The 12,971-nt window shown below is 67.8% G+C and carries 11 protein-coding genes, 1 pseudogene and 1 riboswitch; of the genes and pseudogenes, 2 read left to right on the top strand and 10 right to left on the bottom strand.

The features are described from left to right. The 5 genes from thiM to BJ997_RS20705 form a co-directional block, all read right to left on the bottom strand. On the bottom strand, window positions 1–719 hold a 719-nt coding region (gene thiM / locus BJ997_RS20725; RefSeq protein WP_338080935.1), incomplete at its 3' end, for a hydroxyethylthiazole kinase. Continuing rightward, window positions 710–808: riboswitch (TPP riboswitch) on the bottom strand. (Overlaps the previous gene by 10 nt.) An 11-nt stretch (window positions 809–819) precedes the next feature. Continuing rightward, a complete protein-coding gene (locus BJ997_RS20720; protein WP_035837184.1) occupies window positions 820–1,332 on the bottom strand; it encodes a hypothetical protein in 513 nt (170 codons plus the stop codon). Continuing rightward, window positions 1,329–2,648: a signal peptidase I gene (locus BJ997_RS21265; protein WP_236629023.1), complete on the bottom strand. Its 1,320-nt coding sequence runs from the start codon at window positions 2,646–2,648 to the stop codon at window positions 1,329–1,331. The genes BJ997_RS20720 and BJ997_RS21265 overlap by 4 nt, the downstream gene beginning before the upstream one ends. After that, complete coding sequence (locus BJ997_RS20710) at window positions 2,621–3,301, bottom strand: SipW-dependent-type signal peptide-containing protein (RefSeq protein ID WP_052542358.1); 681 nt, start codon at window positions 3,299–3,301, stop codon at window positions 2,621–2,623. Before BJ997_RS20710 ends, BJ997_RS21265 begins: the two co-directional genes overlap by 28 nt. A gap of 2 nt (window positions 3,302–3,303) precedes the next feature. Then, on the bottom strand, window positions 3,304–3,924 hold the full coding sequence (locus BJ997_RS20705; protein WP_052542357.1) for a SipW-dependent-type signal peptide-containing protein: 621 nt from the start codon (window positions 3,922–3,924) through the stop codon (window positions 3,304–3,306). A gap of 317 nt (window positions 3,925–4,241) precedes the next feature. Here BJ997_RS20705 and BJ997_RS22010 point away from each other — a divergent pair, with 317 nt between their 5' ends. Then, window positions 4,242–7,010 carry a helix-turn-helix transcriptional regulator gene (locus BJ997_RS22010; RefSeq protein ID WP_035837183.1) on the top strand — a complete coding sequence of 923 codons (2,769 nt, stop codon included), beginning with the start codon at window positions 4,242–4,244 and terminating at the stop codon, window positions 7,008–7,010. 9 nt (window positions 7,011–7,019) lie between these two features. Here the strand turns inward: BJ997_RS22010 and BJ997_RS20695 are convergent. The 3 genes and pseudogenes from BJ997_RS20695 to BJ997_RS20685 form a co-directional block, all read right to left on the bottom strand. Beyond that, window positions 7,020–7,822: pseudogene (locus BJ997_RS20695) on the bottom strand (transglutaminase-like domain-containing protein). A 19-nt stretch (window positions 7,823–7,841) separates the two neighbouring features. Then, the gene (locus BJ997_RS20690; protein WP_035837182.1) at window positions 7,842–9,128 is read right to left on the bottom strand and encodes an ATP-binding protein; all 1,287 of its coding nucleotides are present in this window, start codon (window positions 9,126–9,128) and stop codon (window positions 7,842–7,844) included. A 104-nt stretch (window positions 9,129–9,232) separates the two neighbouring features. After that, window positions 9,233–10,087: a hypothetical protein gene (locus BJ997_RS20685; protein WP_035837181.1), complete on the bottom strand. Its 855-nt coding sequence runs from the start codon at window positions 10,085–10,087 to the stop codon at window positions 9,233–9,235. 332 nt (window positions 10,088–10,419) lie between these two features. Between BJ997_RS20685 and BJ997_RS20680 the strand changes: the two genes are divergently transcribed. Continuing rightward, window positions 10,420–11,025, top strand: a complete 606-nt coding sequence (locus BJ997_RS20680) for a DUF305 domain-containing protein (protein WP_052542356.1) — start codon at window positions 10,420–10,422, stop codon at window positions 11,023–11,025. A gap of 77 nt (window positions 11,026–11,102) precedes the next feature. Here BJ997_RS20680 and BJ997_RS20675 read toward each other — a convergent pair whose 3' ends face one another. Together BJ997_RS20675 and BJ997_RS20670 are read right to left on the bottom strand one after the other, a co-directional pair. Then, window positions 11,103–12,074 (bottom strand): electron transfer flavoprotein subunit alpha/FixB family protein, encoded by a 972-nt coding sequence (locus BJ997_RS20675; protein ID WP_035837180.1) that lies wholly within the window; start codon window positions 12,072–12,074, stop codon window positions 11,103–11,105. Window positions 12,075–12,106: 32 nt separating this feature from the next. Then, a complete protein-coding gene (locus tag BJ997_RS20670) occupies window positions 12,107–12,886 on the bottom strand; it encodes an electron transfer flavoprotein subunit beta/FixA family protein (protein WP_035837179.1) in 780 nt (259 codons plus the stop codon). Window positions 12,887–12,971: the final 85 nt, after the last annotated feature.

Raw genomic sequence — 12,971 nt, 5'->3', positions numbered from 1 at the left:
ACCGCAGCCGCCTGCTCGGCCGCGATCGTGTACACGGCACACGCCGCCACGGTCGTGGCGAGCCTATCGTCGCCGAGCGAGGCGAAGGCTGCGATCACGGCGCCGAGGGCGCATCCTCCTCCGGTCACGCGCGTGAGCAGCTCGGTGCCGTTGCTGACCCGAATGTCCGTTGCGCCATCCGTTACCACATCCACCGGCCCCGATACGGCCACGATCGAGCCGAAATCGCGCGCCAGACCGCGCGCGGCGGGCAGCGCCGCCTCGGCGGAGTCGGTTGAATCGACGCCCCGGCCCCCCGCGCCCGCACCGGCGAGCGCGAGGATCTCGGAGGGGTTGCCCCGAATGACGGTGGGTCGCAGCCACAGCAGCTCTTCGGCGAGCGCGGTGCGCACCGGCAGCAGTCCGATGGCCACCGGGTCCAGCACCCAGGGCGTACCCGCCGCCGTAGCCGCACACGCGGCCTCGAGCATGGCCACCCGCTGCTCGGCGTGGGGAGTGCCGAGGTTCACGAGCAGCCCGGAGGCGATCGGGGCGAACACCCCCGCTTCGCCGGGAACATCGGCCATCGCGGCAGAGGCCCCCAGGGCCAGGAGCACGTTTGCGGTGACATTTGTCACCACCGAGTTGGTGATGCACTGCACGAGCGGGGCCGCTCGACGCAGTTCCACGAGGTGCTCGGCAACGGTGTGGGCACGGTTGTTCAGCAGGCGAGAATTCACTCGGACATCCCTTCGCTAGTACTGACTAGATCAGGTTCAACGGGTCTGTTCTCAGCCGGCCTTCTGCATCGGCACCCCGTGTCACGCATTCAGACTACCCTTACGCCGCCGCCACCACGCAGCGGGGGCTTGCCCCGGCGAGGCCCATCGACGCGGTAGCGGATGCGAGGGTGGAGGTCCATCCCGATCCGTCGACGGTCTGCAGATACACGCCATACGATCCCCCAAGAAGCCCGCCCAACAGGCCCGACCTGAACTGGGTCTGATAGACACCAGCACTCACCTCAGTCGTGGAGAGATTGGCTCCCAGGACCACGGTGGTGAGGTTGCCCAGCAGACCGCCCTGCGCCACGTAGTACCGCACGTTCGCCGTCGTGTAGCTCGTGCCGGCCGGCAGTCGCCAGGTGAGTGTGATCGTCGGGCTCGTGCCGAGCAGCCCCGGCGTCAACACGCACGTTGAGATCGCGGGCGGAGACACCACGAGGGTTGTGAACTGCGCCTGGTGATAGGACGGGTCACTCCACGCGGCCGTCGTCGACGCCGCCGTCTGTCCCACCACGCCGAGCATCAGGAGGGCGAGCGCGCCAGCCGCGATACCGCGTCGCACGCTCATGTGCGGGCCTTCCGCCGCCCGAGCCGCGCGAGGCCGGCCGCGGCGAGCCCTGAACCCACTGCGGCGAGCGCAAGGACCAGGGTGTGCGCGAGCGCAAAACCTGTGCGGGCAAGCGTGCCGGCCCCAGCGTCGCTGACCAGGCCTTCGTCGTCCTGGCCCTCCTCACCCTGGCCTTCGGCGTGGATGCGCACCTCTGCGGTTCCGGTGGCCCCCGATTCGGCGGGCATCGTCACCTGAAGGAGGAGCCAGCGGGCAGCTTCGGCCGGGATGGTCTGCAGCGGGCGTATGGTGCCTGCGCCGTCAGCCGTGACGGCCGCGGCGAGGTCCTGCGTGGGAAGCCAGAGGCTCTCCCCGCGCGCGCAGGCACCGTCGACCCACTGCACGCGACAGGACAGAACGCTCAGCTGCAGCTTGCCCGGCATGGCGAGGTTGCCCTCTGCCGAGATGCCGACCCGCACCGTACCCGTCACTTCCCGCATCGGCTGAATCCCCACCTGCCATTCCACGACCCGCCCGGGAGTGAGGCTGCCCATCTCGGCGGGGCGTCCAATCGACGTGAGGCTCAGGACATCGCCGGTGACGACGGTTTCCTGCACGGGCGGGGTATCGACCGGCACAGGTGTGGGGGTGGCGGCGGATGCCGGGACCGGCGCTCCCAGCACCGACAGCGCCACGCCAAGCGGCACAATCCACAGAGCCGCCGTATGCGCGCCGACGGCGCGGGGCGCGACGGGCTCCCGCGAGCCGCCGGGCTCGTGCGGCCCGTTCACCGGATCGTTCTCGTCATCACGCGGCCAGAAGGCCCAGGCCACCAGGGCCGCGGCGGCCACGGTGATGCCGCCGAGCACGAAGGGGTTCGACACGTTGACGATCCACTGGGCCAGGTACGGCACAGAGAAGACCACCAATCTCACCTGCGCCACGTCGTAGGGCTGGGGGTCGGCGACGGGGTTGGCGTCTCCTTGCATGGTGATGCTGCGCCACTCGCCGGTCGCGCCAGCCGAAACCGAGGTCACGCGGTGCGTGATCGGGAGCTGGCCGGATCGGTCCACCGTGACCACATCGCCGACCGCGATCTCCGACGCCGGGATCTCGCGCACTAGTGCGACAGACCCCGCCGTGATCGCGGGACTCATGGAGCCCGTCTTGAACATGATGAGGGTGACGTTGAAAAACACGGCGGCCAGCACACCGATGATGCATAACACCCCGCCGATCGCCGCCAGGTTGAGCAGGGTCGACGACAGGAACGACGCAAGGGACTTCTTCGACCCGCTCATGCTGTCGTTCACTCCGAGGTCGCGGTGAACAACCACGTTGCGCCCGCGGCCTTGCCTTGGAGTGCGTTGTCCGCCCCAGCGGGCAGGGTCACCTCGAAGCAGAACCCGGTGGCCGCTCCCGGTCCCGTGCTCGGCGCGGCGGCGAGAAGATTCGACACACCCGGCTCCTGGGCGCCCGTGAGAACCCGACTGACCGTCGGGGTGCCCACCACGTAGGTCGCGGCCGCCGTGAAGGCGGCCGCCGTGCAGGCGGTATCGCCACGCACCACGCGATAGCGCAGGGCGGAACCGAGCGTCGCCGCATCCGTTCCTGTCACGACGGCACCGGAAAGCACAGCCGCTCCGGCGACGGAGTTTGTTTTCGAGCGGATGTTCACCGACAGGTACCGCGACACCCCGGGGGAGAGCCCCGCGCCGCTGAAGGTGACCACGGGCCCTGGTGCGGAGACGTTGTCCGCGTAGGCGGCACCCTGCACGCTGGACTCCGTGTCGAAAACCGAACTCGTGAACGTGGCTGAGGCGTACTCGGAGTCGTTCCAGCTGGCCACCGTCACGGTGGCGCCGATCCCGAGAACGAGCCCGCCGGCCAGCAGCGCCCGCAGGCGTGTGCCGCGGCGCCGGCCCGAACGAGCACGCCGGGCGCGCGCGCGCGCATGTCGCCCGCGCACCCCCGTCCCGGATCCCGCCATTGTTACAGCGAGGCGGCGGTGAGTTGCCAGGTGGCGGTGCCGGCCTGCAACTGTGCCAGGTCTGCGCCGGCGGTCACCGCGAAGCACAGGTAGGCGGGGGCGCCGGCCGCGGCATCCGCTCCGGCGCTGAGGCTGAAGGTGGGCACGGTGGCCGGGTCGGAGCCGAGTGGGGTTGCCGCAGGAACGAGTTCGGTTCCGGTGGTGGTCGCGTCGCAGCCGAAGGCCGTCGACTGGATCACGGAGTAGCTGAGGTTCGCCACTGTGCCGCCGGTTGCGGCCTGAGTGAGCGTGATCTGGGCGTCGGTCGTGGTCGTGGCATCGAGCTGCACGGCGAAGGGCGCGTACACGACGTCTGTCGGAGTGAGGTTGGACGAATCAACCGTGAAGCCGAGCGATGCGGGGGCGTCCACGTTGGGATTGTCGGTGAAGGTGGTGCCGTTGGTGCTGCCGACCAGGTTGAAGGCACCGGCGGCAAAGCTGCCCTGCGCAAATTCCGAGTCGTTCCAGGCTGCGAGAGTGACGGCGGCGCCAACTCCCAGTACGAGTCCCCCGGCCAGCACGGCGCGGATGCGGCGCTGACGCTTTTTGCGTGTGTCCCCGATGTGGTTCTGGCTGGCCTGCATGATGTGACTCCCCTGGTGTGCGAACGACCTGTTCTGGTTCTCTGCACACGCTAGATCGACTCGTCCTCGTCGGGGATCAGTTTTCGGCAAGCCCCGCACGGAGCACTGGGCGGACGACGACACGAGGCGGTGATACCCGAGCACCACGGTGGCAACACCAGTGCAACGCCAGTGCAACGACGCAGGATGCCAGTGCAGAGCGGAATCGGAGGGTCCGTCTACCCCCGATTATGGGTACTGTGGCATAAGCGCTGTTCAGAAGAAATGCCCACTGCCCCTCTCGGGGATGGGCGCTCAGGATCTTATCGGGGAGCATCGTGGCCGCTGTGAAGAAACCGGGCAACCGGAAACTGTTTCCGGAGGCGCCCGTCGTCATCGGGCGCGATCCACGCGACATCGTCGAGATCCTGACGAACGCCCGCAGCGCCGTGATCTTCGCACCGCTCGGGTTCGGCAAGACACTTCTCGCCGAGGCCGTCGGGGAAATCCTGCGAACCGTGGGCATCGAACCGCTGAACATTGTAGGCACCGCGCTGTCGAACTCGGTGCCCTTCGGGAGTTTGACCAACGGGTCCAACCTGCCGCTCGCGCTGGCCCTGGGCGGGCGAGAGCCGGCGACTCCGGCCCGGCTGCTCGCGCACGCCGTCGACAGCACGCATTCTCCAGTTCCCGTGATCATGGTGGATGATGCGCACTTGCTTGACGCCCACAGCATCCACGCACTGTGCCAACTCGCGTCTGCTGGCGCGATAGCCCTGCTCCTCACGAGTGAGCTCGTGCCAGCCCTCTCCACCACCGAGGCCGGGCTGCAGGCCACCTCGACGACCCTGCGTGTGCTGGAGGAATTCTGGATCTCGGGGGGAGCCGAACGAATCGACCTCGGCCCTCTCTCCCCGGCGGACTCCCGGGACCTGGTGGCGGTTTTCGCGCCGGCGACCCGCTTCGACCGGGTGACACAGGCCCTGCTCCACTCCAGAAGCGGCGGGTCACGTCTGCTGCTTCGGGAGCTCACCGCCGAGGCCGTTCGCACCCAACCGCTCACCGAGGATGGCGACCTCAGGACACTCGCGTTTCCCTCCCCACCGCAGCGAATCCTCGACATCCTGGCCCACCAGCTCCGCGCGCTCACGGTTACCCAGACGAGCGCCCTCGCGATCATCGGCAGCGCCAACGGCATGTCAGAGGCCAGAGCCCTCATGATCTGTGAATCGGCTGAGCTGCGCGACCTGGTTCAGCGCGGCTATCTCCGCACGGCAGCAGAACAGGTCGGCCACGTGCAGGCCCACACGATGTTGGCCGAAGCGGCCGTGGCGCTGTGCGATGCCGGGGTGCTGCGCGACCAGACAGCGGTGATTGCAGCGGCACTCCTGGCCGATCGTGGCTTTGGCCTCCCCACCACGCCCGCGGAATGCATGTTAATCGCCGGCAGCTGGACGTCGTGCGGCACCCTGGTGCCCGGTATCGTCGCGAAATGGGGCAGCAGCGTCGTCGCGGATGTACTTCTCATGGCGGCACGTCGCAGTCGCTCGCTGGGCCTCAGCGACAAGGCACTGCTGTACGCGCGACTGACCGCCGAGGTCGAATCCAGTCTGCGGGCCACGATCGAAGTCTCCCGCGCCCTGGCCGGGGCCGGCCGGTACCCGGCGGCCCTCGACGTTCTCGCCACGGCGGAGGACATGCTGGGCGTTCCGACCGACGGCGTGAAGCTCGTGCGCTGGCGGGTGTCGCTGGCCAAATTCACGCCGATGACGGCCCAAGACTTCGCGGCCCTTGCGGAGCAGGCCTCCGGCTGGTTCCCCGGTAACATCCTGATGCAGGGCGAGGTCGAGTTCATCGGCCTCACGCACTCCATGCAGAACATGAGTTGGACCACCGTGGCGCCGCAGGGCGAGAGCCTCGCCCGCAATGAGGACTACGACACCGTCACGCGCATACGGGCCGCCTGCCTCAGCGCGATCGGGCACGCGCACGAGGGTCGGACCGCCCATGCGCTCGGGGTACTCGACCTTGCCACGGCGGTCAATCAACAGGATCGCGCCGTGCGGCACGCCGATATCTATTCGAGCGACGGGCTCGCGCTGGAGATCTTCTACAGCGGTGCGGCCGTGCGGTGCATGAGCGGGTTCGACGTTCAGGGCGTGTCGGATGAGCTAGACACGTGGATCGATAGTTCCGTGAACGGTCACAATCAGGGCAACCTCGGATTCCTGGGCTTTGTCGCGGCCCAGGTCGCGCAATTTCGGGGCGACCTGGCCGGCACCGAGGCCGAGCTGCGCATGGCCGAGGCACACTTCAGCAGGTCGGATCCCAATTACTGGACGCCGTGGTTGCGCTGCCTTCACGCCAGCTCGCTGGCCCGGATGGGGCTCATGGAGGCGGCACGCTCCAAAATGTCCACAGCGCGCCGATCCCTCGAAGGCATGGACGCCTTTTACCAGTTCGAATCGGACCGATCCGACCTGGAATTCCTGTTGCGGTCGGGGAACACGGATGGCGCACGGCTGCTCGCCACCCGACTCCATGAAAGCGCAGAAGACAGGGACCCTGTCACCCGCGCCTGGTTGCTCGACGTTCTGGTGCAGCTCGGTGCGCCAGCCAGGGATCTGTCTCACCTGCTCGACCGCACCGTGGCGGAGACCGACTCACCGCTGATCGTTGCGCTGGCCAGACGAACCCGCGCAAAGGCAGAGGACGACGCGGCGGCCCTGGACGGCGCGGCTGCTGACCTGTCGGAGTTGGGCGCCTTCGGCCTGGCGGGAGCCGCCAGTGACGACGCGGCGCGCCTCCACGACCGCGATGGCGATTGCGCGGCCGCGGCGCAGAGCCGTGAGGACGCGGAGCTGTCGTCGGTGGCCAGCCGAGGCCTCACCCATCTGCTACCGCCCCGCGGGCCCCACTCCGGAGCGCTGCTCACCGGCCGCGAACGGGAGATCTCTGCACTGGTTTCCCAGGGCCTCAGCAATCGAGCGATTGCCTCCGACCTCTTCCTCTCGGTGCGCACCGTGGAATCCCATCTCTACAAGGCACGGGTCAAGACCGGGCTCAGCGCTCGCAGCACCCTCTCCGCCGGCACCGACACCCCCTGACCCGGCGCGCTACCGAAGTTCCACGAGCTGCCGCACGTCGTCGCGCGGCAGCTCGTCGACAACCGCCGAAACCTCAAGCGAGGACAGGTTCACGAGGCCGCCAATCACCGTGAGAAAAGACGTGTCAGCGGCATCCCGACCGGTGGCGATGCGCACGAGAGCCTGCCGCGGGGCAAGCGCTGTCGCGTCGACGACGTGCCAGGCGTCATCAACGAGGGCTTCTGCCACGGCGTGGAAGTCCATCGGGTTGAGTCCTGGTGCGTAAACGGATGTGAGACGAGCCGGCACGTCCATGGCCCGCAGCAGCGCGATCACCAGGTGGGCGTAGTCGCGGCAGACGCCCTCGCGTGCGAGCAGGGTGCGAGCAGGGTGCGAGCCGCGCCATCCGTGGGAAGGCTCGATCCCGGAGCGTACGCCAGCTTCTGCCCCACCCAGGAGCTCACGCCATGCAGCAGATCCAGTCCCGTCAGGCCGGTGAATTCGGCGATCGCAGTCGGGCGCAGGCTGTCGGACTCGCAATAGCGGCTCGGCCGGAGGTAGCGGATGCGGTCGACGTCGCTCACCTCCGCGACCGCGGCCTGCCCGGTGACCTCGGCCCGATAGTTCACTTTCAGGCGGCCGGGTCTGGCGTCGATCTGATGGGCACGCGTGTCGTGCTGGTAAACCAGCATCCGCTTCTCGCACTCTGTCCCGTCTTGCCGAATCGAGAGACTCTCGGTTGCCGTGAAACCACCGGCCACCGTCACCTCGAAGATCAGCCTTGCCGGCGCAACTACCTCAAGCTCAAGACGCGCAGACACTGTTCGCAACATGACCCCGATACTGACAGGTTCAGAGGCGCGCGAGGCTCTGAATGTCCTCCAAGAACTCCGCCGCGACCTCGGCGGACACCGTCGTTCGAGTCGACAGGATGGCCGCCACGTAGTCCTCGGTGCTCGGACCGGCCAGGACGGGCGACTCCTCGACCGAGTACAGGGCCTTCTCGAGCGCATTCTGCGACGCCCGGTGAGCGGCATACTCGATGTCGGCCGGTGAAAATCCTTCGCTCTTCTCCACGAGCGCGTCGAGGTCCACCACCCCCGCGACGGCCTGGGGGATGTAGCGTTCCCAGATCGCCTGTCGCGCGGCCACGTCGGGCAGGCCGATCGGAATGACATAGTCGAAGCGGCCGTGGCGCAGGAATGCGGAGTCGAGGGCGCGGATGAAGTTCGTGGCGCACACCAGCAGTCGGCCCGGCTGATCCCGAAACGCCGGGATGATCTTCAGCAGCTCGTTCGTGACCCCCTGCATGGCAGAGGGCGGGTCGCCCTGGCGCTGGGCCGCGATCTCCTCCACCTCGTCAATGAAGACAACGGCATGCTCGAGCTCGGCGATCTTGAGGAACGTCTCACGGAGCGCCCCGGCGAGGCCCTGCGGGTCGGCGGCGAGCCGGGAGGGGAAGACCTCCACAAAAGACCATTCCAGCCTGGAGGCGATGGCCTTGGCGAACGTGGTCTTTCCGGTGCCGGGAGGGCCGAAGAGAACCACGGCCTTGGGCGCGGACACGCCGTACTGCTCGGCGAGGTCGGGCTTGGCGAGCGGCATCACGAGCCGGCGTTCGAGCAGTTCCTTCTCCTGCTGCATGCCCCCCACCCGGCTCCACAGATCTCGGGGCAGAACCCTGCCGCCGAGTTCGGTGAGCAGCTTGAGTTCTTGGCGCTGCACGGGAATGTGCCGCTCGAAGTACCGCAGGTTCTTCTTCACCTCGAAGCCGCGATTGATGAAGGCATCCACTCGGGTCTCGGACTCAGGCATGAGGGCCGACAGCTTCGTCATGCCGTGCGGGGCCATGCGAGCTTCGAGGGCCGCGAGCATGGCTGTTCCGATGCCCTGGCTTTGCCAGTCCTGCGCGGTGGCGAGGAAGACGATCCAGCCCTGCGCGTGGGCGGCGCGGCCCACAGCGGCGCCCACGACCTCGTCGCCGTGCACAGCAACGATCGCGTAGTCCTTCTGGCAAGAGGCGAGCACCTCGGACAGTCCGTAGACGGGCTCGGTGTCGGAGGCCTTGATTTCCTCCCACAGTCGCAGGATTCCGTCGAGATCATCGGGGTGAAAGTCGCGCAGCCGCCAGCCGGTCATTGAGTGCCTCACATCTTTGGGTGTGCAGCCAATCTATGCCACGTGCACACACACGGGTGGCCGGGAGTCTGCGCTCCCGGCCACCCGTGCAGCAGTGGTGCGGGCTACTTGCCCGTGCCGGCGTCCGTCTTCACGTCGGTGTCGGCGCTCACCTCGCCGCCTGCCGTCACATCGTCATCAGCCTGGATGTGTCCGGCGATCTTCTGGATCTCGGCACCATACTCGCCGGCGAGCGCCTTGGCCTCGATGGCGTCGGCGTCGACCGCGCGGTCGGCCTCCGGAGCGTCCTTGAGCGCGGTCAGGTCATCCTGCAGGTTGGTCGGCAGGTTCGCGAAGAGCTCTGGGTGCTCGATCAGCGCCTCGGTCACCCGCTGTGACGTCTTCTCCGCGCTCCGGTCGGCGTGCTCGCCGACCTTGTCGGAGTGCTCGCCGGTCTGTCCCACGAGTGCGCGCAGTGCCGCGGCGAGCGGATGCTTCGGGTCGTCCTGAACGGCAGTCGCGACCTTCTGCGCCTCCTCGCCGTAACCGCCGTCGAGTGCCGTCGTGCCGATCTGGGCAGCGAGAGCGTCGCGCTCGGGGCCGGACGCCGCGTTGAGCGACGTGAGGTCGGCCTGTAGGTTCGCGGGGAGGCTTGCGAACAGTGCGGACTGGCCCGCCACGGTCTGGGAGACGTTCTGCGCCTTCTCGCTCATGCTGCCACCCTGCGAGAGGTCGGCGCGTAGCTGCTGCTTGACGGCGGCAATCACGTCGTCGGTCGTGCTGGCCTTGCCGTCGGCCGACGTGCTCGAGGTGGCGGAGGTTCCGCTGGTGGTGTCTGTCACCTGGTCGAGCGGCGACGCCTGGGCGCCGACCGCGCCGAGGCCCAGCAGGGATCCCGCGGTGATCACGGTGACGGCACCGCCGAAAATCTTCTTCTTGAGGGGAGTGTTGAACGCCTTGGAGGTATGGTTCTGGGGCATTTGTAATTCCTTTCGATAGCTGGCGACACAGCGGCAGAGGCCACAGCGCCACCGGGGCATTGCCCGAGCATAGGTATGCCTTCGTTGCCGAGCCTCCGTGGAAGCTGGGTACTCAGGTTCGTGCCCCCCTTTCCGAGGGCACCGAAACCCGCTGCGGACCGCTCGCTCACCGGCTTGCGAGCGCCGTAGCTGTGCCCGCCCAGCGGAGAATCGGTCGAGGACGCCCAGCCCATTCACATGGATTTCACATGCTCGAGGGCCCGAGCCTCGCGACTGTCGGATACTCTATGGGGGTATACGACCCCGCCCCCTCCACACGGAATGGCCCAGACATGACCCCAACCGCTCGCACGTCCCTTGTGACCGTCCTCGCTCTCGCGTCGGCTCTCACCCTCAGCGCCTGCGCGGTCGCAGGGCCCACTCCCGGCGCAAGCGGCGATGCCGGCGCCAGCACCTCGGCGAGCACGGCCGCATTCAACGACGCCGACGAGTCATTCGCGCAACTGATGATTCCGCATCACGAGCAGGCCATCGAGATGAGCGACGACCTGCTCACCAAGGACGGCGTCGACGTCAGGGTCACCGACATCGCGACCGCTATCAAGGCCGCCCAGCAGCCGGAAATCGACCAGATGCAGGGCTGGCTCACCGAATGGGGCGCCGAGGCGACCGACCACTCCGGCATGGGCGGCATGGGCGAGGGCTCGAACGGCATGATGAGCGATGGCGACATGATGGCGCTGCGCGATTCCTCCGGAGCGGATGCCGGCGCTCTCTTCCTGCAGCAGATGATCATGCACCACGAGGGAGCGATTGTGATGGCGAAGGCCGAGCTGTCCAACGGCGAGAACCCCGAAGCTCAGACCCTCGCGCAGTCGATCGTGACCTCGCAGACCGCTGAAATCGCCGAGATGCGGGAGCTGCTCGCGGCTCTGTAGGGCCCGACCAGACCCGGCGGACTCGACCAGATCCGGCGGATTCGACCAGATCCGGCGGATTCGACCAGATCCTGCGGTCAGGCCTGCTGGCGTGCCCGCACGGCCTCGATGAGTTGCGGCACGACGGTGAACAGGTCGCCGACCACGCCGAAGTCAGCCACCTCGAAGAGTGGGGCATCGGCGTCTTTGTTGATCACCACGATGGTCTTCGCGCTCTGCATTCCGGCGCGGTGCTGGATCGCACCCGAGATACCGAGGGCGATGTACAGATCCGGCGACACCGTGACGCCCGTCTGACCGACCTGCATGTTGTGGTCGCAGTAGTCGGCGTCGACGGCGGCGCGGGAGGCTCCGACGGCGGCACCGAAAACATCCGCGAGCTGCTCAACGAGCGCGAAGTTCTCCCGTGAGCCGAGGCCGCGTCCGCCAGAGACGATCACGCTCGCCGACATCAGGTCGGGGCGATCGGTCGCCGTTGCTTCGGCGTGTACCGCCGTGATCTGCGCGGCGGGTGCCGCATCGAGGTCAACGTCCACGTTGATGCGCTGCGCCTCGGCGGCCGGCGCCGCACCCGTGATCGCGTGCGGACGAATCGTCACGATCGGCAGGGACTTGGCAGCTGCCCGCACGGTGAAAGCGCCGCCGAGGGCCTGCATCGTGGCCACGATGCCGCCGTCTGTAGATTCCAGATCGACGGCGTCGTTAATTAGCCCCGCATCGAGGCGCACGCTGAGCCGTGCCGCGGTCTCCCGGCCCGCGATACTGGCCGTGATGAGAACGCCTCCCACGGCGCCGGCAGCCTTAGCCGCCGCATCGAGCGCGGCCACGGCCGGCGTGACCAGCAGGGTGTCAGCGGCATCCGCTTCGGCCACGTAGACGTGCAGAGCCCCGAGGGCGCCCAACTCCGCCATGAGGGAGTCGCCGATGCCGGGTCGGCCCACGAGAACCGCGCTGGGCTCCCCCAGCCGGGCGGCGGCAGCGAGGAGTTCCCCGGTGACGGTGGTGAGTTTTCCCTGCGAGTGCTCGACGAGCACAAGAATCTGTGGCATGAGTGTGTCCTTCACGTCGTGTTCGGTCGGGTCTATTTGAGGAGGTTGGCCGAGGCCAGAAAGTCGGCGAGCTGGGTGGCGCCCGTGCCGTCGTCTTTAATGACGGTGCCGGCGCTGCGGGGGGGACGAGCCGTCACACCGCGCACGAGGGACCAGGCGTTCGCGCCACCGATGTCGTCGGGGTTGAGCCCGAGGTCGGCGGCGGAGAGCTTGGTCAGGGGCTTCTTCTTTGCCCCCATGATTCCCCGGAAGTTCGGAAAGCGCGGGTCGGGAGCCTGCTCAGTCATGGAGATCACGGCGGGCAGGTGGGCACGCACCTCGAGGGAGCCGTCTTCGACCGAACGGTTGCCACTCACCACATCGCCCTCGACCGTCACGGCGCTCAGGAACGTGAGCTGGGCCAGGCCGAGTCGTTCCGCGAGCATCGCGGGGATGGCGCCGGTGGCGCCGTCGGTCGACTCCGTGCCGGCGATCACCAGGTCGAACTCGACAGTTCGCAGCGCGGCCGCGAGCGCGGCAGAGGTTTGCAGGGCGTCGGAGCCCGCCAGCGCGTCGTCCGTGACCAGGATCGCCGAGTCGGCGCCCATAGCGAGCGCCTTGCGCAGCACATCGACAGCGCCGACCGGTCCCATCGTGAGCACCGTGACCGTGCCCTGGTGCGCCTCGCGGAGCTGCAGGGCAGTTTCAACGGCGCGCTCGGTGATCTCGTCGATCACGCTGTCGGCAGACTCACGGTCGACCGTGCCATCGGCGCGGAGCGTTCGTTCTCCCCAGGTATCGGGGACCTGCTTGACCAGAACAACGATCTTCATGTGCTTCTCTCCTTCGAGGGGCCGATTTCGCGCGTAGCCGTGTGCGTCAATTTCTGATGTCATCCTAAGATACTAGGAAGCCCTA

It is taken from the genome of Cryobacterium roopkundense (assembly GCF_014200405.1).
GTDB classification, from domain to species: Bacteria; Actinomycetota; Actinomycetes; order Actinomycetales; family Microbacteriaceae; genus Cryobacterium; species Cryobacterium roopkundense.
The sequence above is the reverse complement of the archived record's forward strand: the minus strand, read 5'-3'. Positions and strand labels throughout refer to the sequence as shown.

What these genes read in the sequence shown, in the direction of transcription:
- BJ997_RS20720 (WP_035837184.1), bottom strand. Translation starts at nt 1,332, where the DNA reads ATGAGCGTGCGACGCGGTATCGCGGCTGGCGCGCTCGCCCTCCTGATG.
- BJ997_RS20710 (WP_052542358.1), bottom strand. Translation starts at nt 3,301, where the DNA reads ATGGCGGGATCCGGGACGGGGGTGCGCGGGCGACATGCGCGCGCGCGC.
- BJ997_RS20705 (WP_052542357.1), bottom strand. Translation starts at nt 3,924, where the DNA reads ATGCAGGCCAGCCAGAACCACATCGGGGACACACGCAAAAAGCGTCAG.
- BJ997_RS20690 (WP_035837182.1), bottom strand. Translation starts at nt 9,128, where the DNA reads ATGACCGGCTGGCGGCTGCGCGACTTTCACCCCGATGATCTCGACGGA.
- BJ997_RS20685 (WP_035837181.1), bottom strand. Translation starts at nt 10,087, where the DNA reads ATGCCCCAGAACCATACCTCCAAGGCGTTCAACACTCCCCTCAAGAAG.
- BJ997_RS20680 (WP_052542356.1), top strand. Translation starts at nt 10,420, where the DNA reads ATGACCCCAACCGCTCGCACGTCCCTTGTGACCGTCCTCGCTCTCGCG.
- BJ997_RS20675 (WP_035837180.1), bottom strand. Translation starts at nt 12,074, where the DNA reads ATGCCACAGATTCTTGTGCTCGTCGAGCACTCGCAGGGAAAACTCACC.
- BJ997_RS20670 (WP_035837179.1), bottom strand. Translation starts at nt 12,886, where the DNA reads ATGAAGATCGTTGTTCTGGTCAAGCAGGTCCCCGATACCTGGGGAGAA.